At 31.4% G+C, this 20,085-nt stretch carries 19 protein-coding genes, 1 tRNA gene and 1 pseudogene; 6 read left to right on the forward strand and 15 right to left on the reverse strand.

What is annotated here, in order from left to right; all coding sequences use genetic code 11:
* Positions 1–53: 53 nt before the first annotated feature.
* Together bshB1 and ACH5TW_RS01015 are read left to right on the forward strand one after the other, a co-directional pair.
* Positions 54–773 (forward strand): bacillithiol biosynthesis deacetylase BshB1, encoded by a 720-nt coding sequence (bshB1, locus tag ACH5TW_RS01010; protein ID WP_439334614.1) that lies wholly within the window; start codon positions 54–56, stop codon positions 771–773.
* A gap of 113 nt (positions 774–886) precedes the next feature.
* Positions 887–962 (forward strand) — tRNA-His (locus tag ACH5TW_RS01015).
* A 59-nt stretch (positions 963–1,021) separates the two neighbouring features.
* On the opposite strand, the gene ACH5TW_RS01020 is transcribed toward ACH5TW_RS01015, so the two are convergent.
* The 4 genes from ACH5TW_RS01020 to ACH5TW_RS01035 form a co-directional block, all read right to left on the reverse strand.
* Complete coding sequence (locus ACH5TW_RS01020; RefSeq protein WP_439334615.1) at positions 1,022–2,032, reverse strand: M28 family metallopeptidase; 1,011 nt, start codon at positions 2,030–2,032, stop codon at positions 1,022–1,024.
* 147 nt (positions 2,033–2,179) lie between these two features.
* Entirely contained in the window at positions 2,180–3,232 is a 1,053-nt protein-coding gene (locus ACH5TW_RS01025) for a M28 family peptidase (RefSeq protein WP_439334616.1), read from the reverse strand.
* 87 nt (positions 3,233–3,319) lie between these two features.
* Positions 3,320–3,694, reverse strand: a complete 375-nt coding sequence (locus tag ACH5TW_RS01030; protein ID WP_439334617.1) for an FUSC family protein — start codon at positions 3,692–3,694, stop codon at positions 3,320–3,322.
* 4 nt (positions 3,695–3,698) lie between these two features.
* Complete coding sequence (locus tag ACH5TW_RS01035; protein WP_439334618.1) at positions 3,699–4,466, reverse strand: DUF3108 domain-containing protein; 768 nt, start codon at positions 4,464–4,466, stop codon at positions 3,699–3,701.
* Positions 4,467–4,653: 187 nt separating this feature from the next.
* Here ACH5TW_RS01035 and ACH5TW_RS01040 point away from each other — a divergent pair, with 187 nt between their 5' ends.
* On the forward strand, positions 4,654–5,499 hold the full coding sequence (locus ACH5TW_RS01040; RefSeq protein ID WP_439334619.1) for a universal stress protein: 846 nt from the start codon (positions 4,654–4,656) through the stop codon (positions 5,497–5,499).
* An 18-nt stretch (positions 5,500–5,517) separates the two neighbouring features.
* Here ACH5TW_RS01040 and ACH5TW_RS01045 read toward each other — a convergent pair whose 3' ends face one another.
* The gene (locus ACH5TW_RS01045) at positions 5,518–7,107 is read right to left on the reverse strand and encodes an aspartate:alanine exchanger family transporter (RefSeq protein WP_439334620.1); all 1,590 of its coding nucleotides are present in this window, start codon (positions 7,105–7,107) and stop codon (positions 5,518–5,520) included.
* 141 nt (positions 7,108–7,248) lie between these two features.
* On the opposite strand from ACH5TW_RS01045, the gene ACH5TW_RS01050 reads away from it, so the two are divergent.
* Positions 7,249–7,587 carry a DUF4870 domain-containing protein gene (locus ACH5TW_RS01050; protein WP_439334621.1) on the forward strand — a complete coding sequence of 113 codons (339 nt, stop codon included), beginning with the start codon at positions 7,249–7,251 and terminating at the stop codon, positions 7,585–7,587.
* Between the two features lie 156 nt (positions 7,588–7,743).
* On the opposite strand, the gene dnaN is transcribed toward ACH5TW_RS01050, so the two are convergent.
* From dnaN to ACH5TW_RS01085, 7 genes and pseudogenes are all read right to left on the reverse strand, one after another.
* On the reverse strand, positions 7,744–8,862 hold the full coding sequence (gene dnaN / locus ACH5TW_RS01055) for a DNA polymerase III subunit beta (RefSeq protein ID WP_439334622.1): 1,119 nt from the start codon (positions 8,860–8,862) through the stop codon (positions 7,744–7,746).
* A gap of 189 nt (positions 8,863–9,051) precedes the next feature.
* Complete coding sequence (gene gldG / locus ACH5TW_RS01060) at positions 9,052–10,719, reverse strand: gliding motility-associated ABC transporter substrate-binding protein GldG (protein ID WP_439334623.1); 1,668 nt, start codon at positions 10,717–10,719, stop codon at positions 9,052–9,054.
* Positions 10,712–11,197 carry a hypothetical protein gene (locus tag ACH5TW_RS01065; protein WP_439334624.1) on the reverse strand — a complete coding sequence of 162 codons (486 nt, stop codon included), beginning with the start codon at positions 11,195–11,197 and terminating at the stop codon, positions 10,712–10,714. Before ACH5TW_RS01065 ends, gldG begins: the two co-directional genes overlap by 8 nt.
* A 2-nt stretch (positions 11,198–11,199) precedes the next feature.
* Positions 11,200–11,913: a gliding motility-associated ABC transporter permease subunit GldF gene (gldF, locus tag ACH5TW_RS01070; protein ID WP_439334625.1), complete on the reverse strand. Its 714-nt coding sequence runs from the start codon at positions 11,911–11,913 to the stop codon at positions 11,200–11,202.
* On the reverse strand, positions 11,914–12,318 hold the full coding sequence (locus ACH5TW_RS01075) for a hypothetical protein (protein ID WP_439334626.1): 405 nt from the start codon (positions 12,316–12,318) through the stop codon (positions 11,914–11,916).
* Between the two features lie 7 nt (positions 12,319–12,325).
* A pseudogene (locus ACH5TW_RS01080) lies at positions 12,326–12,620 on the reverse strand (putative quinol monooxygenase).
* Between the two features lie 2 nt (positions 12,621–12,622).
* Complete coding sequence (locus ACH5TW_RS01085; RefSeq protein ID WP_439334627.1) at positions 12,623–13,516, reverse strand: SAM hydrolase/SAM-dependent halogenase family protein; 894 nt, start codon at positions 13,514–13,516, stop codon at positions 12,623–12,625.
* A gap of 135 nt (positions 13,517–13,651) precedes the next feature.
* Between ACH5TW_RS01085 and ACH5TW_RS01090 the strand changes: the two genes are divergently transcribed.
* Positions 13,652–14,605: a PhoH family protein gene (locus ACH5TW_RS01090; RefSeq protein WP_439334628.1), complete on the forward strand. Its 954-nt coding sequence runs from the start codon at positions 13,652–13,654 to the stop codon at positions 14,603–14,605.
* A 224-nt stretch (positions 14,606–14,829) separates the two neighbouring features.
* Entirely contained in the window at positions 14,830–15,780 is a 951-nt protein-coding gene (locus tag ACH5TW_RS01095) for a phosphoribosylaminoimidazolesuccinocarboxamide synthase (protein ID WP_439334629.1), read from the forward strand.
* 224 nt (positions 15,781–16,004) lie between these two features.
* Here the strand turns inward: ACH5TW_RS01095 and ACH5TW_RS01100 are convergent, their stop codons facing one another.
* From ACH5TW_RS01100 to ACH5TW_RS01110, 3 genes are all read right to left on the reverse strand, one after another.
* Positions 16,005–16,253, reverse strand: coding sequence for a T9SS type A sorting domain-containing protein (locus tag ACH5TW_RS01100; protein WP_439334630.1), 249 nt, complete (start codon positions 16,251–16,253; stop codon positions 16,005–16,007).
* Positions 16,213–17,688, reverse strand: a complete 1,476-nt coding sequence (locus tag ACH5TW_RS01105; RefSeq protein WP_439334631.1) for a GDSL-type esterase/lipase family protein — start codon at positions 17,686–17,688, stop codon at positions 16,213–16,215. Before ACH5TW_RS01105 ends, ACH5TW_RS01100 begins: the two co-directional genes overlap by 41 nt.
* Before the next feature lie 258 nt (positions 17,689–17,946).
* A complete protein-coding gene (locus ACH5TW_RS01110; protein ID WP_439334632.1) occupies positions 17,947–19,950 on the reverse strand; it encodes a T9SS type A sorting domain-containing protein in 2,004 nt (667 codons plus the stop codon).
* Between the last annotated feature and the right edge of the window lie 135 nt (positions 19,951–20,085).

The following is a 20,085-nucleotide window of genomic DNA, read 5'->3' on the forward strand; positions in this document are numbered from 1 at the left end:
AATTAAAAACACAATTGATTAATTCGTATAATTATACAAAATAAATATAAGAGATGAAATTAGATATACTTGCCATTGGAGCGCATCCGGATGATGTTGAACTAGGTTGTGCAGCTACCTTAGCAAAAGAGATTGCCTCTGGAAAAAAAGTTGGGATCATAGATTTAACAAGAGGAGAACTAGGTACAAGAGGTACAGCTGAAACAAGAGATAGAGAAGCATCTGAGGCAGCAAAGATATTAGGCATTACTATAAGAGAGAATATGGAATTTGCTGATGGCTTTTTTGTTAATGATAAAACGCATCAATTAGCTATTATTAAAATGTTACGAAAGTATAAGCCAGAAATAGTGATTTGTAATGCTGTAGATGATAGACATATTGATCATGGAAAAGGTAGTAAATTAGTAAGTGACGCCTGTTTTTTAAGTGGATTGATGAAAATTGAAACTACTGATATTAAAGGGGAGTTACAGGGGGCATGGAGACCTAAACAAGTTTATCATTATATGCAATGGAAAAGTTTAGAGCCAGATTTTGCTGTTGATGTTACAGGATTTATGGATAAAAAAATGGCTTCAGTTTTGGCTTATCAAACACAGTTTTATGATAAAGACAGTAATGAACCTGAAACTCCTATTTCTAGTAAAAACTTTACCGATAGCATTATGTATAGGGCAAAAGATTTGGGGAGACTTATTGGAGTTGAATACGCAGAGGGGTATAATGTTGAGCGCTATGTTGCTGTTGATAGTTTGTTCGATTTAAAGTAGTTAGGTTTTTTACAGAAATTATTTTTAATTTCTAGGTAAAATATTAAAAAAAGTCTTTGTAGATAAGAGTGAAATAAATTACATTTGCACACGCATTACAAAATGCGTTACACGGTGGTTGTAGCTCAGTTGGTTAGAGCATTGGTTTGTGGTACCAAGGGTCGCCGGTTCGAATCCGGTCTTCCACCCAAAAAGTAAAAGCCTTTCAAGAAATTGAAAGGCTTTTTTTGTTTTTATGCTTTTAGTGTTTAATTCACTTTTACGCGTTCATCACGATTAGCTAGTTCCCAAGCAGTGTGAAAAATTAAGCGTGTTCGAGTTTCTAAAAATTCATAGTTAATTTTATCTGGCGTATCCGTTGGTTTATGATAATCGGCATGTGTGCCATTAAAGTAAAAAATAACAGGAATGTTTTTTTTAGCAAAATTATAATGATCAGATCTGTAGTAAAAACGATTTGGATCGTTTTTGTCATTAAATGTATAGTCAAAGTCTAAATTGAAGTACTTTTTATTTACAGCCTCAGAAATATCATGTAATTCTTGGCTTAATCTGTCAGAACCTATTAAATATAAGTAATTAGCTTTTTCTTCATGACTTTTGTCTATACGGCCAATCATATCTATATTTAAATTGGCTACGGTATTTTTTAAAGGAAAAACAGGATCTACATCGGCATAATAACGAGAACCATATAGTCCTTTTTCTTCTCCAGTAACATGTAGAAATAAAATACTTCGTTTAGGTCCCTTTCCTACTTTTTCGGCATTTTTAAAAGCTTTGGCTATTTGCATGATTGCTACTGTACCAGAACCGTCATCATCAGCTCCATTATTAATATCTCCATTACCTGATATGCCAATATGATCTAAATGAGCTGATACTATAATAATTTCATCTGGTTTTTCAGAACCTTTTATATATGCTAAAACATTTTCTGAAGCCTTAGCCTTTCCATTAAAAAAAGCTTCTGGAATTTCTTGAAAATAATCACCTTTAGCAATAGGAGAAGGAATATTGTTAGAAACATAAAAATCTTTAATATATTTTATGGCCTTTTTTTGACCAGGTTCCCCGGTTTCCCTTCCTTCAAATTCGTCGGAAGCATAGGTGTAAAGCATTTCTTTTAGTTCGCTTGCAGTAATTATTTTAGCATAACCTACTACATCTGTACTGTTTTTAGATTGTTTTTTGTTTTGTGATGAGCTACATGATGTTATAAAGAGGCTCACGTAAAAAAGGAAAAATAGTTTTTTCATCTGTTAGTTTTTATTAATTAAGATCAGATGTAATTTGTCAATAATAATTTGTGCTTTTCAATTTAATTATTATGACATATTTCATAAGTTTTAGTTTTAGTAGAGCGATATTACAAAAAGCAAAAGAAATATTTATAATATTTCAGTCTAATTTAACAGTTGGTTGTCTTTATCTACAACCAAAGTATGTTCTTGATTTGCTATTTGCCATGCCGTAGCAAAGACGAATTTGGTGCGTTTTTCCAATAATTTGTATTCAATTTTATCAGGTGTATCACTAGGTCTGTGATAATCTTTATGTTCTCCATTAAAATAGAAAATAACAGGAATGCCATGTATAGCAAAGTTATAATGGTCTGATCGGGTGTAATAACTGTTTATTTCACCTTCAACATTATATCTATAATCTAAATCTATATTAAAAAAAGTTTCATTAACTTTTTCAGAAATATAATGTAATTCTTTGCTTAATCTATCAGATCCAATAAGGTACAAATAGTTTTGGTTAGTTTTATGAATGTCGTCAATGCGTCCTATCATATCTATATTCAGGTTCGCAATGGTATTTTTTAAAGGAAAAACAGGATTGTTTACATAATATTCTGACCCTTTTTTTCCAATTTCTTCTGCTGTAAGATGTAAAAATAAAATACTTCGTTTAGGACCGTAACCTTCTTTCTTAGCTAATTGAAAAGCTTGAGCCATTTCCATTATAGCTACTGTGCCAGAACCATCATCGTCTGCTCCATAATTTATTTGTCCGTCTTCATTAATTCCAAGATGGTCTAAATGCGCAGAAATTATTATTATTTCATCAGGTTTTTCAGTGCCTTCAATAAATGCCAAAACGTTTTCAGAGGCATTATATTCATCATTAAAGAAACTTTTAGGTATGGTTTGATAATAATTTGAGCCTCCAAAAGCAGATTCTACACCTTCAGCTATATAATAGTCTTTAATAAATTCTGCTGCTTTTTTTTGGCCTTCTTCACCAACTGCACGCCCCATAAATTTTTCGGATGCATATTTATATAAATGCGTGCTTAATTCTTCTGAATTGATTGTATTTGCATATTTAAAAACAAGAGTACTGTCTTCTAATTTAATATTATCTTTAACATTTTGAATTTTAGTAGTGTACTTTTGTGTAGCACAAGTGCCTATTAATGTAAATATAGAGAGAATCCAGAAGGTTTTCATGTTATAATAGTCTTTTAAGACATGATAGCTTGCTTAGCTTAATTATTTTAGTACTAATTGCAAATATATAACAAAAGAAGAAATTGCCTACTGCTCTAGATCGATATTTTCTAGTTCAGATTCATCAATTTCAAAATCATCTATTTCTATACTCTCTAATTCGTTAATAGATTCTTCTTCTAGTTTAGCTTCTGTTTCTTCTAATCCTTCTGTACTTGCGACCTGTGTAGTTGTGAAAACGGATTTGTAAATAGTTATGGAGAGGGCTGCAATAGTAAGAAAAAAAGTAAATTGAATTATTTTTTTTGCATGCCCTGTTTTTTTAGATAAATAAAAAGCAAACAAGCCAAATGCAAGAGAAAGAATAGCAGGTATAATGGCAAGGTTAGATACAGGTAACACTGCTAGTATGATTGCTAAAACAGAAAATATTATTGCTAAAATGGTAGAAATTTTTTTCATTTAATTAATTTTTTAACCCAGAAACCGATTTTATTTTTAATTCACCATTGCCAACAGGGATTTTAAATTTACCGTAAATAGGAATCTTATTCTCATCTGCTGTTAGCCATAAAAAATTACTATTTTGTCCTTGCAATGCATTTTTTTGATTAGAGCTTATTGCTAGTTTATAACATTCTTTATTTCCAATAGCAGTATTAATGGTTTCTTTTCCTAAAAAGGTTATTACACCTTTAATCTCTTTACTGTCAAAAATAATAGTAATAGTTTTTGTGCTGCCTTTAGACATAGTTTTATAGTCTAAAAGTCTAATATAATACATTGTAGATACAATATCTTTTGTGTTGGAACCTATAGCAACACTTCTCTTTAATTCGTAATTGTTTTTCTTTTTTAGTGTGGAGTTTACTGTTTTGGTTTTGTGACTGAAATTGTATTTTACATTTTTATGATAACCTCCTTCATTAAGGTCTCTATTATATAAATAAGGTGTTAATGTTTTTGGGTTTACATAGCTTTCATATAAATCTCTTATTTTAAAAAAATTATCCCATTTACTGTATGTTGCTGCAGTGCACTTAAGCCTTAAAAGTGTTGCTTTAGATGTTTTAATAGTACTTGTTGCCATGGTAACTTCAGCTAAGTCTGTTAATATTCCAGACATATTGTAAGAGGCTGTATATACTAATTTTTCATTGGTGCCAATAGCATTGTTTTGTGCTTTACTGATTAGTGTTGTGAGTAATATAAAAAGAAATAATATGCGTGTCATATATATATCAAATTTGTAGTTGTTAACGTAAGAGATAACATTTATTGTGCCGAAAATACAATGCTTTAAAATATTATACTAATTTTTTTTGTTTTATAGGTTGTATGAATTTTTTTGAACTGACAATTATCATAGTTTTAAATTACTAACATGGTTATATTTACTTTGTAATCAAATTTTTAGAGACATGAAAAATATATTATTACCAACCGATTTTTCTAAAAATTCTATAAACGCAATAAATTATGCGGTTGAATTGTATAAGAATATACCATGTAATTTTTATATTCTTAATGTGCAAAAAGCATCTTCGTTTATTAGTGATGATATGATGTCTATTTCTCCAGCTGCAACTATTTATAATACTATTGTTGATGCTGCAAAAAAATCAATTACAAATATTATTAAAAAAATTGATTCACGTTATAAAAACGATAAGCATACACTTTATTCTATCGTTGATTACGATAATTTCGTAGACTCCATTAATCAAGCTTGTGAAAAATACGATGTAGATTTAATTATCATGGGAACCAAAGGCGCATCTGGTTTAGAAAAAGTGATATTTGGAACTAATACGGTTCATGTTATGCAACGATGTCATGTTCCTGTTTTGGCAATTCCTGATGGCTGTAAGTTTTCGGGTTTAAATAATATAGCTTTTACTGCAAGTAATTTATTAGCTGCTAATATTAAAACTTTAGAACCTTTAAAAGATTTTATATCACTGTTTGATTCTTCCTTAAAAGTGCTTCATATACCTGATGAAAAACATATTGATCAAAACCAAAATAGTATTTTCGATTTCTTTAAATTTTATTTTAAAAATGTTAAACATGAACTTCTTGAGGTTAAAAAGGGAGACACATACGATGTTGTTCATAAGTTTATTGAAAATAACAATATAGATATGTTATCATTTATGGATGAGAAGCATTCTTTTTTTGAACGTTTTTTTACTAAGCACCCAGTTGAAACATTTGCTTTTAAAATAGATATTCCTTTTTTAGTGATGAAGAAAAAAGATAATTAGTAATTATTATAACTGTTTTTAAAAGAAAAGCCCTAATATTTGAGCGCATATAATTAAAAGAACCATAGCTATAGGATACACTGTTGCATAAGCTACAGATGCAGCATTGGTTTTAGTCATAGTGTCTATAGCTGCTAACCCTGGTGTGCTTGTCATTGCACCTGTTATAGTTCCTAAAAAGATCAATGCATTTGTTTTAAAAAATAACTTAGCTATTATGGCTGCTAGTATCATTGGTAAAAGTGTAATAACACCTCCAACCAAAAATAGTTTTATACCGTATTGTAAATAAGTTTCTACTAATGTAGATCCAGCTTTAGTTCCTACAGAAGCTAAGAATAGCATTAAACCAAATTGTCTTAACAGTTGGTTAGAATTACCACTCATTACCCATAAAACATTTCCAGTTTTACCAACTCGCCCTAAAATCATGGCAACTATTAATACCCCTCCTGTAAGACCTAAATTAAAAGTTATTGAATCCCCAAAGGAAAGGGAGACACCTCCAACTAAAATACCAATTACAATACCTAATGCTAAAGGAAAGAAATTAGTGTCTGAAAGTTTACTTTTATTATCTCCAATTAAATTAGAAATTTGAAGGGTGTTTTCTTTAGAACAAGCAATCATTAGTTTGTCACCCATTTGTAGCTTTAAACTTGGACTTGGAGATAAATCGATTCCACTTCGCCTAATTCGTGTTACTGATGCATTGTAATTGTTTAGTAGATTAAGTTCTCCAAGAGGTGTGTTTACTAACTCGGTTTTAGTTAATAAAAATGATTGAATCATATATTGTCCTCCTAAAGGTATCTGAACATTTACTTCAGGACCAATAAGTAGTTCAACTCTTTTTAATGCTTCTTTGCTACCTACAACTTTAACATAGTCTCCTTTATGTAAAACAGTATCGTTTTGTGGAGTAAATGCTTTTCCTTCATGCATAACTCTTGAAATAACTCCTTTAGTCATAGAACGCACTCTTAATGCTTCAATAGTTTTATTGATAGCGCTTTCATTCTCTACAACAAAATGACTTCTTGTAATTTCTTCATAAAGACTTTCAGTTTTTGCTTCATAAGAAGCTTCTTCTTTTGGTATACTTATTCTAAAAAATTTAGGGTATAATTTTATAAATAAAATAACACCAATAACACCAAAAGGGTAAGCAATACCATATCCTATAGAAGCTAAAGGAGAATGTGTTACATCAATGGCAGTGGCTAGACCTGGTGTGCTTGTTAATGCACCAGCCATTAAACCTATAGCAATGGGTTTTTCTATATCTAAAATTAAAATAGCTAGTAGTGCAATAATGGCTGCAGATAAAACAATAACAACCGACATGATAACTAAATTTTTACCTTGTTCTTTAAAAGAGTCAAAAAAACCAGGACCAGCTTGTAGCCCAATGGTATAGATAAATAGTATGAGGCCTATTTTTTGTAAAATATCAGGTAATGAAACCCCTAAGTGTCCAAAAAATAAAGCAACAAAAATAATAGCTGAAATATCTAATGAGATACCTTTTATTTTAATATTTCCAATAATAAATCCAATACATATAATTGTAAATAATGCTAGATAGTTTGTATTAATAAAATCCATAAATTTTATAATCTTAAAAGAGCAACAAAATTACTTTATTACTAGACATTATAACTGATATTTATCAATTATCAAAAAAAATATTTGTAACATTTAGTTTGTTCTAGCGTCATATTGTTATCAATCAATAAAATCACCATCATGAGAGAAGACAACCAATTAATAGTTATTACCCATTTAAGCCAGTTAATTACATTGTTTACTGGGTTTGGAAGTTTGTTGCTTCCACTGGTATTGTGGCTAACTCAAAAAGATAAAGTGTATCAAATGGATGCACATGGTAAAAATATTATAAACTTTCAATTAAGTTTAATAGTATACTTTATTATATGTATTCCTTTAATACTGTTTTTAGGCTTAGGGTTATTTGGGTTTTTAGTTTTAGGAATTGTATCTATAATTTATCCTATTGTAAATGCGGTAAAAGCAAGTAGAGGAGAAACTCCAGTGTATCCCTTTACTTTTAATTTTATTAATTAAATCTGTTATCTCTTTTAATTTTATTAGTTATTTTGTTAGTATGAGATAAGCAAAACGCTCACCATTTGGTGAGCGTTTTTATATTACAAAAGCAATGGTTTAGTTTGTTTAGTTGGTAAAGTGTTTTTTTTTTTTTGCTTTTGCAGAAATAGATTTTTAGCTATTTAGCATTACAGGCATAACAAGCATCGTAATATGTTCGCCTTCGTCAAGACCATCAACAGGAGTTAAAATTCCTGCTCTGTTTGGCATGCTCATTTCTAATTGTACGTCATCAGAATTTAAGTTGTTTAGCATTTCAGTTAAAAAACGAGAATTGAAACCAATTTGCATATCATCTCCTTGGTAATCACACGTTAAACGCTCTTCAGCTTTATTGCTGTAATCAATATCTTCTGCTGAAATATTTAATTCAGCTCCAGCAATTTTTAAACGTATTTGATGTGTTGTTTTGTTAGAGAAAATACTAACACGACGCACAGAATTTAAAAACTGAGTTCTGTCTATAGCTAATTTGTTTGGATTTTCTTTTGGTATTACGGCTTCGTAATTAGGATATTTTCCATCGATTAGACGACAAATTAGTTCTGAATTATCAAAAGTAAATTTAGCATTCGATTCGTTGTATTCAATGGTTACTTCATCTTCACTTGCTGCTAATATCCCTTTTAAAAGATTTAAAGGCTTCTTAGGCATAATAAATTCTGCAACCTGATTAGCTTTAACGTCTTCACGTGTATATTTTACTAACTTATGAGCATCAGTAGCTACAAATGTTAAGCCTTCTGTTGAAAATTGAAAAAATACTCCACTCATTACTGGGCGTAAATCATCGTTACCAGCAGCAAAAATAGTTTTACTAATAGCTGTAGCCAAAATATCTCCAGTAATTATGGTTTTGCTAGGGTCTTCAAGTGCTACAGCTTTAGGAAATTCGTTTCCATCAGCGTAAGCTAAAGCATATTTACCATGGTTAGAGCTTATTTCAATAGTGTTATTGTCTTCAACAACAAACGTTAAGGGTTGCTCTGGAAAAGTTTTTAAAGTGTCTAATAATAGACGTGCAGGTATAGCTATACTACCTTTACTTTCGCTTTCAACATCTAAAGAAGACGCCATGGTTGTTTCTAAATCGCTTGCAGAGACAGTAAGTTTGGTGTGTTCTAATTCAAATAAAAAATTATCTAAAATAGGTAAGGTGTTAGAACTATTTATAACGCCACCTAAAACTTGTAATTGTTTTAATAAATATGTGCTTGATACAATAAACTTCATGTGATATTTTTAATTTTTTTATTACATATTTCGACTTCACTTAGTACAAAAAATGCAACATTCGTAAATAATTAAGTTAAAAACTTGATTAGTTATAAATGTTTCATAAAATTAACTTCGCTTAAAGAAGTAATACTACCTACAAATATATTCCAAACAGTCTATATTTGGAAACAAACTTATTAACATTTAGTGAGCGTATTTTTTCTTTCTAAGGTAATTAAAAATGAATCCGAATAGAGTTAGTAAACCCAATGGTAATGCGATATTTATAAGCTGCCATTTAGTTTTTTTAGCAGTTATTTCTTGTTTATCTAAAAAGGCAACGGCTATTTCTTTAGAGCGAATGTTTATAAGTCCGTTATCGTCCAATAGGTAATTAACCGAATTCAGTAAAAATTCTTTGTTACCATAGTTTTTTCCGGTCCAGCGATCAAAACCTAATTCTTGAGGTTTATTTCTAACAACATCGTTTTTAATAACGTCTCCATCAGCAATAATAATCATTTTAGTAGTTGAGCTTTTTGTTTTGTCTTCTTGAAGCTTAAACGGTTTTACACGATTGCTATAAACCGAATTAAATTTACCTTCTAAAAGTACAGCAAGTGTTTGTTGGCCTTTATTAAAAAGGGCAGGGTTGGGATTTTCTGTAACGACCTGTAGATTTATTTCTCTCGGCGTGCTTTCAAGTTTTGTTAAAGGAGCCGTTTCTAAAAGAATGGTTTTTTTAATTGTATTTTTTAAGGTGTCTATTTGATTTGCAAAATCAAATTCCACCAAATCTAAATTGTTAACGATTGGGTGATGACTATTTGTACCAGCCAAAGGCGAATAAGGCCATCTTAAATGCTGAAATTGAGAATCGCTACCATCGCCCATAGCAACTGTAATAGGAGCAGAGTAAAGCGAGCTTATCATTACAGGATTAATGCGAACACCGTATTTAAAAAAGAAATCGGTTAAGTTTAAATCTCTGGGAACAGCTAAATTGCTTCCAGTGTCATTATACAAACTATCTTTTTCCATGGCAACAGCATCTATAAGCCAAAGACTTTTACCACCATTCATGGTATATTGATCTAAAACAAGTTTTTCCTTTTCTGAAAAAGCTTCCGTTGGTTTTGCAGATATGATTAAGTCATAAGTATTTAACTCATTAAGTGTTTTTTGTGGATTATTAGAAACACTATCTAATGTAAAAGGCGCTATATAATAATACTCACCAATTTTTTTAACAAAATCGGCTATGTATTTATCTTCGAGTTCTTTATTACCTTTTAAAATGGCGATTTTTTTATGTTTTGGTTTTGTTAGTTTGTTAAATCCGTTAGCAAAGGCATATTCTAAATGCTGAACCGAATTGGTTACTAATTCTTGTTGTGTAGCTCCAATTTTGTTTTTTATAAGAGGAATAACAACGGTTTGATCTTTATAACTCGCTAACGCCCATGGGAAAATAACGGCTTGCGAAGATTTCCCACTTTCTTCTACACTTAATTGCATAGGTGTGAGTCCGCGTGCGCTTAATTGCTGTATGTTGCGTTCTCGTGTTGATTCTTCTTCAAGAGGATTTATAAAATGAAAAATAATATGATTGTTTTTTGTAGAAAACTCTTCTAGTAACTGTTTAGTTTCTCGTTGAAGCCTTCTAAATTCCGAAGGAAAATCTTCGCCATCTAAAAATACATCAACAATGATAGGAGATTCTACATCTTTAATAATATTTGTAGAAGCATCGCTTAGCGTGTAACGCCCATCCTTGGTTAAATCAAAACGTTTAAAAGCTTGATAACTTAAAATATTAATAGCTATTAAAGCAATTATTAGGATTGCTATGTGTTTTATCGTTTTATTCAAAGGTTTTTTCTAATTGATATTGTCTAACTGTTTTAACGGTATTGTTGGTGAATTCTAACTCGATACATTCTTGCATATCATTAAAGGCACCTGGTTTAAAACCTAAATTATAATTCCATTTTTCTGGTGTATTTGCTTTAATAGCATCATCCCATCCATACCATTCGCTGGCACCTAAAATCGCATTAATTTCAGACTTGCTTTTCCCAACTAACAGACTATCTTCAATAATGTTATTTAACATTTCATAGCGAAGTCTAGGGGTTTCTTTCCAGGCTTCGGACTTAAAATATTTTTCATGCTGATAACTACTAAAAATATTTATAATAGGATACACAACATAAAAATAAGCTATTGGTGTTAGTAGGATACTTAATAAAAACGTTAGCCATTTTCGATTGTCTATGGTATTAATAAACAGCCATACCAGAACGAATACTATAATTAATAAAATAACAAAAGTAGGTGTTATAATCATTTCTATTCTTTATTCAAGTTTAACTTTGTAAATGCTAAAAAAAGTATGGTAATACTTAAAAAGTATATAATATCTCTTGTGTCTAGTACGCCACGGCTCATACTTTTATAATGCGAACTCATACTTAATTGTTCTATTAAATTACTTGAAGCATATTCTGCAATACCTTCAAGACCAATATAAAATATAAAGCAAAGGAATACAGCTGTAATAAACGCTACAATTTGGTTGTCTGATAATGTAGAAGCAAATATACCAATGGCAGTATAAGCAGCAATTAAAAAAAGGAGTCCGAAATAAGACCCTAAAGTACTCCCAATATCTAAATTGCCAACAGGTGTTCCTAATTGGAAAACGGTATAAACGTATAATAGAGTAGGTGATATGGCAATTAAAATTAAAATAAAAGCACCAAAATATTTACCTAAAACAATTTGAGAGTACGATATCGGTTTTGTAACTAAAAGCTCAAGCGTACCCTGTTTTTTTTCATCAGAAAAACTACGCATAGTAACCGCAGGTATAAGGAATATTAATATCCAAGGTGTTAATAAAAAGAAAGGAGATAAATCGGCAAAACCATAATCTAAAATATTGAATTCACCTTTAAATAGCCATAAAAACAAACCGTTTAGTAGTAGAAAAATAGCAACTACCAAATATCCAATGGGTGATGCAAAAAATGAGTTTATTTCTTTTTTAAATATGGCGTACATTTAATTTTTTATAGTATTAATTTTAACCAAAGATATTAAACCATGAATAGAAACCCCAGCAAGAATTAGATATAAACTATTACGAGTTATTGGTCTTTTTATTCCCTCTGTAGGTAATTCTGTAAAGAAACCATAAATAACTAGAAAACTTGCTAGAAATATAATAACAGAACCTATTTGCTGTATTGTTTTAACCCATTTAGTATTGGAGAGTTTTAAATGAGCTCCAAGAGCAGCGTTAATAAGTCCAAAAAGTAGAATATATAAATGCCCCGCTCTAAAAAGAGCACGATTCATTAATTCCATATCTTTTAGATGGTTGTAATTATGATGCATGTATTGTCCTGTTAATAGGAAACCAATAACTATTAAAATCCCAAAGAATAAATGAGTTCTTCCTAGCATAAAAAAATTATTTTAAACTTTCTAATTTATCAACACTCCAAGCTTCAGGTCTAATACTAAAAAACGGTTTCGTTTTACTCCAAACGTTTTTAAATAAATCAGATTGTCTGTAAAGTTCTAAATCAGCTTCTGTTTCCCAATAGCTGTATGTAAAAAATATATTTGAATCGTTTTTATCTCTATATAATTCTAAAAAAACAACCTTTAAATGCTCTTATCATCGTTTTCGAATCATCAAAATTTTTAAGAAAAATGTCTATGTTCTTTTTATAAAATCCCATTTTAACAATTCTAACAAACATAGTTAAAAGCTTCTTGTTTTAGTAGCGTTTTGCAAAATATCATTTTCAGTTGTACTAATAGGTTTGGTAATAAAATTAACACTTACAGTATCCATTAAACCAAGTCCCATTAAACTTGAGGCACTTCCTACAGTAGCGCTGTTACTTTTGTAAACTGCAATTTCTAAAAAATTACCAGAATTAAAAACTACTAAACCCCTACCTTCATCTTGTCGTTTTTCATCAGGAATTTCAAAATTAACAATATCACTGTACTTATTATATATTTTTTTGAACTTATAATGTCTTGCCGAAATTTCAAAAGCGCGTCCTTTTTGTATGGTTTCAAAAAAGCTACGTTTAATGTTAGTAACCACATTACCATAATTATCAATATAAATAATACTTCCAATAATTTGAGACTTATCATCATTTACATAAGGTACTATGTTTTTAAGAGGCTTAATATTGCTAATAGTTTTACCAATAACCTCTAGCGTACCGCCACGTGCAATATGGCAAGCCACTTTTACAAAAACATCTAGTACAGGAAAACTGGTTTGTATCTTATCATGAATATTAATTTCAACAATTTTTTCTGGAGCTATTTCAGAACAAATCATACTCATAATACCATTGTTAGCACAAATAAAATAATGATCGTCTAATTTTAAAGCAATGTGTTTGTTTTCGGGGTTTATTTCAGAATCAATACCAATAATATGAATCGTACCTTTAGGGAAGCTATTATATGCGTTTTGTATAATGTAAGCCGCTTCAGGAATACTAAAGGGTGAAACCGAATGTGAGATATCAACAATTTTAACATCAGGTAACTCACTATAAATAGCGCCTTTTGTTGCGCCAGCAAAGTGATCTTTTTCTCCAAAATCGGTTGTTAAAGTTATGATTGCCATTGGCAAAATTGTTGATATGTTTTTAGCGTTAGGTCACTCAAATTTATGTATTTTTGAGTTTCACATGTGTGAGATACAAAACTAATAAATCATTTGGTCTGATAACACATATTTTTAAAAATTAAAACAACGCCTTTGAACGAAATAATTATCGAACTAGAAGAAATCTCTCCAAAAGAGTTTTTTGGAGCACAGAATGTTAATATTGAACTTCTTAAAAAATATTTTCCAAAATTAAAAATTGTTGCACGTGGAAATAAAATAAAAGCTTTTGGAGATGAAGAATTGCTAGAAGAATTCGACCGACGTATTACCATGCTTTTAAAACATTTTGGAAAGTATAATAAACTAGACGAAAATGTTATTGAACGTGTTTTAACAAGTCAAAGTAGCGATGATTATGCCACATCAAAACAAAGCGGCGAAGTAATTGTGCATGGTGTTGGTGGTAAATTAATAAAAGCGCAAACAGCAAACCAACGTAAAATGGTAGAGCTTATGCGTAAAAACGATATGGTTTTTGCCATTGGGCCAGCAGGTACAGGAAAAACCTATACAGGCGTTGCGTTAGCAGTTCAGGCATTAAAAAACAAAGAGGTAAAGCGAATTATTTTAACACGTCCAGCGGTAGAAGCAGGCGAAAATCTTGGGTTTTTACCAGGCGATTTAAAAGAAAAACTAGATCCGTACATGCAACCTTTGTACGATGCGTTGCGCGATATGATTGCACCCGAAAAATTGGCGCATTATATAGAAAACGGAACGATTCAAATAGCACCTCTAGCATTTATGCGTGGGCGTACGCTTGATAATGCTTTTGTTATTTTAGACGAAGGACAAAACACAACGCATGCGCAAATGAAAATGTTTTTAACCCGTATGGGTAAGCATGCCAAGTTTTTGTTAACCGGAGATCCTGGTCAAATAGATTTGCCTCGTCGTACTATTTCAGGATTAAAGGAAGCCTTATTAATTTTGAAAAATGTAGAAGGTGTAGGCATGATATTTTTAGACGATAAAGATGTTATTCGTCATAAACTAGTTAAAAAAGTTATTGAAGCTTATAAAAGCATCGAAAACAGAGATTAGTTTAGTTAGCAGTCTAAACGTTTTAAATAAAATAAAAAATATAAAAAGCTATTCCTGCTTTCAGCTATATCTTTTTGCTTTTAATGGCAAAAAAGGATGCCGCATCGATCAGGGCTAAGACTTTTAGTTAAAAACAATAATAGAAACTAAATTTAGCATTAAGCGCATTCTAAGTGTTTCATAAACAAATAAACTCATAAACGAATAAACAGTTTTAATAAATAATGAGTAATACAATAATAGATACAAATTTTAATTTCCCAGGTCAAAAAAGCCTGTACAAAGGAAAAGTAAGAGCCGTTTATAATATTAACGATGAAGAATTGGTAATGGTTGCAACCGATAGGTTATCGGCGTTCGATGTCGTGATGCCAAAAGGTATACCGTACAAAGGACAAATATTAAACCAAATAGCTACAAAAATGATGGCAGCTACCCAGGATTTAGTTCCTAACTGGTTAACAGCCACACCAGACCCTAATGTAGCAGTAGGGCATTTATGCGAACCTTTTAAAGTAGAAATGGTTATTCGTGGATATATGTCTGGACATGCAGCACGCGAGTATAAATTAGGAAAACGCATACTTTGTGGTGTAGCAATGCCAGAAGGAATGAAGGAAAACGATGCGTTTCCAGAGCCAATTATTACACCAGCTACAAAAGCAGAAATGGGTGATCATGATGAAGATATTTCTCGTGAAGACATTTTAAAACGTGGTATTGTTTCAGAAGCAGATTACATTGTTCTTGAAGATTACACCCGTAAATTATTTCAACGTGGTTCTGAAATTGCAGCTTCTCGTGGTTTAATTTTAGTAGATACCAAATACGAATTCGGAAAAACCAACGACGGTAAAATTGTTTTAATAGACGAAATACACACACCAGATTCATCTCGTTATTTTTATGCTGAAGGCTATCAAGAACGTCAAGATAAAGGAGAGGCTCAAAAACAACTCTCTAAAGAGTTTGTGCGTCAATGGTTAATAGCTAATGACTTTCAAGGCTTAGAAGGACAAACAGTTCCTTTTATGAGCGACGAGTATATTCAATCGGTTAGTGATCGTTATATAGAACTTTATGAAAATATTACAGGTGAAACTTTTGTTAAGGCAGATGTAAGTAATATACAAGAGCGTATTGAAGCTAATGTTGTGGCTTATTTAAAAAAATAAACCTAATGTGAATTGTTTTTTTATTTCGACTTCAGAAGAAATGCATAACAATAAACAAATCAGGTAAGTATGCTTAAAATACAATTAGATTGTTATTGAGAATTATGTGCTTGTTTAATTTTTTTATATAAAGCATTTGTCATTATTTTATTTGTCTTAAAGGGCGATGATAACACTTTATTCTTATTGACCGAATTTGACTTTTAGTGGGCTATATAATTCAATCAATATATTGTAAATACAGGGGTCATTATTAGTTCTTTATGACCTTTTTGATAATTTGTCACGTTGATTTCTAATTGAGAATTTAATGTTTTTTCTTTGTGTATCTCTTGTCCAAAAATGTTCATTATGCTAACGATCGATGGAGAAGTGATACGCTGGATATTTACTTGATTGCAAAATGGATTTGGAAAAATTATAATATTGTTCTTATTTTCTTCTATCTTTTGTGACCTCAATTGTAACTTCATCGGAATCTATGGTACCATTTTTATCGGCTACAGTTAAGGTAATAATATGAATGCCCAAAGCAAGAGAAACAGTTGCTGTTTTTCCTGTGGCAAACTGAGTGCCATTTTTACTCCATTTGTACGACACAATATTATCTCCAAAAGCATAGCTTGCCGAACCATCCAGTTTAATAGACTCAATGCCATCATTATCGTAATCAACGGCTACTTGGTCTGAACCTGCATCAGCCTCAACAAGTGTGTTTTCATCAATTTCCGTAAATAAGTCCAGGTCGACTGACTTACCTAAAAAGGCATAACCATCAACATTAGGATGCAACCAATCGTTTGAATATTTTTTCAATAATTTTTCTATATCATTCGGATCACGAATAGCTTTGTCGAAATCTATGCAGGCATCAAAATTTCCTGGTGTCCTAATCCATGTATTTACATCATTTCGAACAATTTCGTGAGCTGCTGAATAGTGACCACTGCCTTTAAATGGTGTTATTGTAGCACCATAGGCTTTAATATTTCTTGCATGGGCATTGTTGATGATTGTTTTGTATGCATTAATGATAGAAGTTGCAGAGGCATTAGAATAAATATCATTGGTGCCATAAAAAATGATTATCCAGCGCAAACCAGACTGCGCTAGAAGATCTTCTTTGTAGCGACTAATTCCAGAAGTTCTTATCAACGAACCTCCTATACCTAGGTTTAAAACACCAACATTCTTGGTTCGATCATCATTTAGTAACTGCTCAGAAAAAATGTCTGTCCATCGATTTTGCAAACCACCGTGTAATCCAAAACCATCAGTAATAGAATTTCCCAATACACCAACACAACCGGCAGTATTTGCAGCTATAACGTCGATTGTATTAATATGAAACCAATGTGCAGTTACAGTTGCACCACTAAAAGAAGCTGACGATGCGTGATCGCTTGCAAGAATATACGAATCGGTTCGTGATGCTACATGACTTGTTATGTCTGAGGAAGAAACTACCTGTCCATAATAAATGGTTATTGCTACACGCATATTTGGAGTTAACGGAAAAGCAATAGGATCTGAAACTACAGAAGAGTATGGATCTATTGTTATGGATGAACTTCCATTGAATTTTAAAGAGGTAATTGTCGCAGCATCAACTGCACTCCCTCCTTGCGAAACTGCAACATTTACAACGTTCATTGTAACAGGTGTTGAGCAGGTTTTGTTGGAAAGCTTTAAACGTAATGTATCTCCACCAATTGATACTCTTATAACTTGGCGTAATGTATTATTGGCTAAAAAGGGAGCGGGAGGGGTGTTATTTGAGCCTGCTGCATAATTTGCACAGCTCCAACTTCCAACCCATATATCTGATTGAGTTTCATTTGAAGTTTGACAAATGCTAACCCTATTTACAGTAATGATTAGAATTATGGTGAGAAAGATCTTTTTCATATTTGATTTATTTTGATATTAGAGTATCAGAGTATCTGTGTTTCAACGAATGTCACATATAATAAATTCTAATTCCCATAACATTTACTCGATTGCTAAAAGAAAGTGTGGATATTCTGATTAGGGAAATGAATGCTAACGATTAGGATATGAACCTGTTTCAATATTTTTCCATGTTAATTTCTTATAAAAAAAGCATCTTCTTGTAGATGTTTTTAATAGTTGTTAACATAATTTAGTAGTAAGGTCTTTTTGTGTTTATTTTTTAGTAATACGTTTTATTATTGTGTGTTCTGCATTTATTATTTTGACAAAATAAATTCCAGATGTTAAATGGCTAATATCTATAGTATTAATGTTTTTAGGCAGTTTTTTATTAATCATTACTCTACCAGTATTATCATATAAATATAAATTTGAGTTAGTTCCAAAATTAGTATCCATTTTAATAGTTATGTTATCTGAAGTAGGGTTGGGGTAAATTTTTAAATCTACAGTGTTTGCTACATCATTTGTACTTGCTGTAGGTGCGTTTCCTAAACGTGTTAAATCAAATCTGTCAAACACCATTATATTTCCTGTGGTATTTGGGTGCTGTCCAACAACTTCAAATCTTAAATTTAAATCTTCAGTTCCTAGTTCAATATTACCAAAGTCATTTTCATAATAAGTGTTTACATTTTCATATAAATCTTCGGGAGGAAACGTTGCTTTTCCATCAACATATACTTGTAAAAAACCACGATTAGGTCCGCTTTTAAAAATGGCAGATACATTATAGATACCTGCTCCAGGAGATGGTATTGTATATTCTACAAAATCTCCTATAGCGTTAGCTTCTAAAGCTGTTGCAAAACCACCGCTAGCAATGGTTTCGTTAAATGTATAATGAGGAGTTCCTGTGGTAAAAGAACTTTTAATAGTAAGGTTTTCTACTTCATATGATGTTATGGCTGCATCGTTTGTAGCAGCTGTAACATATATGGCATAAGAGCTTTTTGGAGCCATTTGCGGTAATGTTAAAGTAACAGCGTTGTTTGATATAACATAATCGTTAGCAATTACTACTTCAGGATTTGTAAGTACCATAGCGTCAGAAATTAATTCTACTCGTATATTAACTTTACTATTAGTAGTTAAATAATCTGGTATATTATTAAGTGTTAAAGAGACATCATGCGCAGTAAAGTAGTTTCTTGTACCAATTAGGATAACAGATCTTTTCATAGCGTCATCTGAACTTGCGAGAGCATCAGAGTTTGCTCCAATAACATTTACGCCAACTTTTCTTCCTGTCATGTCTTTATATGCATTATAATTCCACCATAATCCTCTTGGTGTAACAGGATTGTCGTAAGTAGCCATATCTGCTAGTGTTGCTACAAACTGTGGGTCTTCTCCTGTACGCGACCAACATGCATGTAATCCAAATTCAAAACCATGTTTAACGGCTCGTTCCATGGAGGCTAGGTAATATACATTAACACCTGGTATAGAAGTAAAGTCATTAGAATAAGATTGTCCTTGGTATTCTGTTACTGCCATGGGCATAGGATTTATTCCATTGTTTAGCATCCATGTTTTTAATTCTAAACAATGTGCTTCTACATCTAAAGGGTCTGGAGATAATTCATGCCATGCTAGTACCTCTGGTATGCAATTGTTTGTTTTGCAAAAATTTAAGAATTGTTTCATAAATTCAAAATTATAAGCGTGGTCTTCAGGCGCTTGAATTCGTGCTTCTGGATTTATAGATTTTACTGCTTTATAGGCAACATCGTGAGCTGCAAAGTATCGCTGTCTATTAGTACCACTATTTCCCCATTGTAAACGTGGTTCATTCCATGTAATCCATGAATAAACATCAAGATTCCTTGTTTGAGCCTCGTTATAAATATCTTTACAAATGGTAGCCCATGCATCAAAAGTTCCTGTATCTGGGTAAAATTGACCTGGATCTCTATGATAATACAAGCCTATCATTAATTTGGCACCAGTTGCTATAGCTCTGTCGTAAATAGGTTGCTCAAAATAACTGGGTAGGTTTGGATAATAATCTGCGCCTCTTATAGCATTAATTTTTAAGCCATCAATTAAGTATTGAGAAGGAACAGCGTCTATGCCATGTAACATACCACTAGCTACTTGGTTTGATGCGCCTTCATCAATATTATAATCTATTGTAATTATTGATGAGGTTTGTGATGATATACTAGAAAAAATAAGGCAAAATAGTGATGTAAAAATTAATGCTAATTTCATAGTTTAGTTTTGATGGCTCTTAATTAAAGTTGGAAAAAATCTTAATTAAGTTTAACAATGAAATTTAATTTAAGATTTATATTTACAAATTAAGAGTTAATAATTAAATGTTAACAGGTGTAAATTAGTGTAAAA

It is taken from the genome of Thalassobellus sediminis, from assembly GCF_044386045.1.
GTDB lineage: Bacteria > Bacteroidota > Bacteroidia > Flavobacteriales > Flavobacteriaceae > Thalassobellus > Thalassobellus sediminis.

Coding starts and splice junctions, on each gene's coding strand:
- ACH5TW_RS01025 (WP_439334616.1), bottom strand. CDS start 3,232: ATGAAAACCTTCTGGATTCTCTCTATATTTACATTAATAGGCACTTGT.
- gldF (WP_439334625.1), bottom strand. CDS start 11,913: ATGTACGCCATATTTAAAAAAGAAATAAACTCATTTTTTGCATCACCC.
- ACH5TW_RS01065 (WP_439334624.1), bottom strand. CDS start 11,197: ATGATTATAACACCTACTTTTGTTATTTTATTAATTATAGTATTCGTT.
- ACH5TW_RS01020 (WP_439334615.1), bottom strand. CDS start 2,032: ATGAAAAAACTATTTTTCCTTTTTTACGTGAGCCTCTTTATAACATCA.
- ACH5TW_RS01030 (WP_439334617.1), bottom strand. CDS start 3,694: ATGAAAAAAATTTCTACCATTTTAGCAATAATATTTTCTGTTTTAGCA.
- ACH5TW_RS01110 (WP_439334632.1), bottom strand. CDS start 19,950: ATGAAATTAGCATTAATTTTTACATCACTATTTTGCCTTATTTTTTCT.
- dnaN (WP_439334622.1), bottom strand. CDS start 8,862: ATGAAGTTTATTGTATCAAGCACATATTTATTAAAACAATTACAAGTT.
- ACH5TW_RS01075 (WP_439334626.1), bottom strand. CDS start 12,318: ATGCTAGGAAGAACTCATTTATTCTTTGGGATTTTAATAGTTATTGGT.
- ACH5TW_RS01040 (WP_439334619.1), top strand. CDS start 4,654: ATGAAAAATATATTATTACCAACCGATTTTTCTAAAAATTCTATAAAC.
- ACH5TW_RS01105 (WP_439334631.1), bottom strand. CDS start 17,688: ATGAAAAAGATCTTTCTCACCATAATTCTAATCATTACTGTAAATAGG.
- ACH5TW_RS01045 (WP_439334620.1), bottom strand. CDS start 7,107: ATGGATTTTATTAATACAAACTATCTAGCATTATTTACAATTATATGT.
- bshB1 (WP_439334614.1), top strand. CDS start 54: ATGAAATTAGATATACTTGCCATTGGAGCGCATCCGGATGATGTTGAA.
- ACH5TW_RS01035 (WP_439334618.1), bottom strand. CDS start 4,466: ATGACACGCATATTATTTCTTTTTATATTACTCACAACACTAATCAGT.
- ACH5TW_RS01100 (WP_439334630.1), bottom strand. CDS start 16,253: ATGAAGTTACAATTGAGGTCACAAAAGATAGAAGAAAATAAGAACAAT.
- ACH5TW_RS01095 (WP_439334629.1), top strand. CDS start 14,830: ATGAGTAATACAATAATAGATACAAATTTTAATTTCCCAGGTCAAAAA.
- ACH5TW_RS01085 (WP_439334627.1), bottom strand. CDS start 13,516: ATGGCAATCATAACTTTAACAACCGATTTTGGAGAAAAAGATCACTTT.
- ACH5TW_RS01050 (WP_439334621.1), top strand. CDS start 7,249: ATGAGAGAAGACAACCAATTAATAGTTATTACCCATTTAAGCCAGTTA.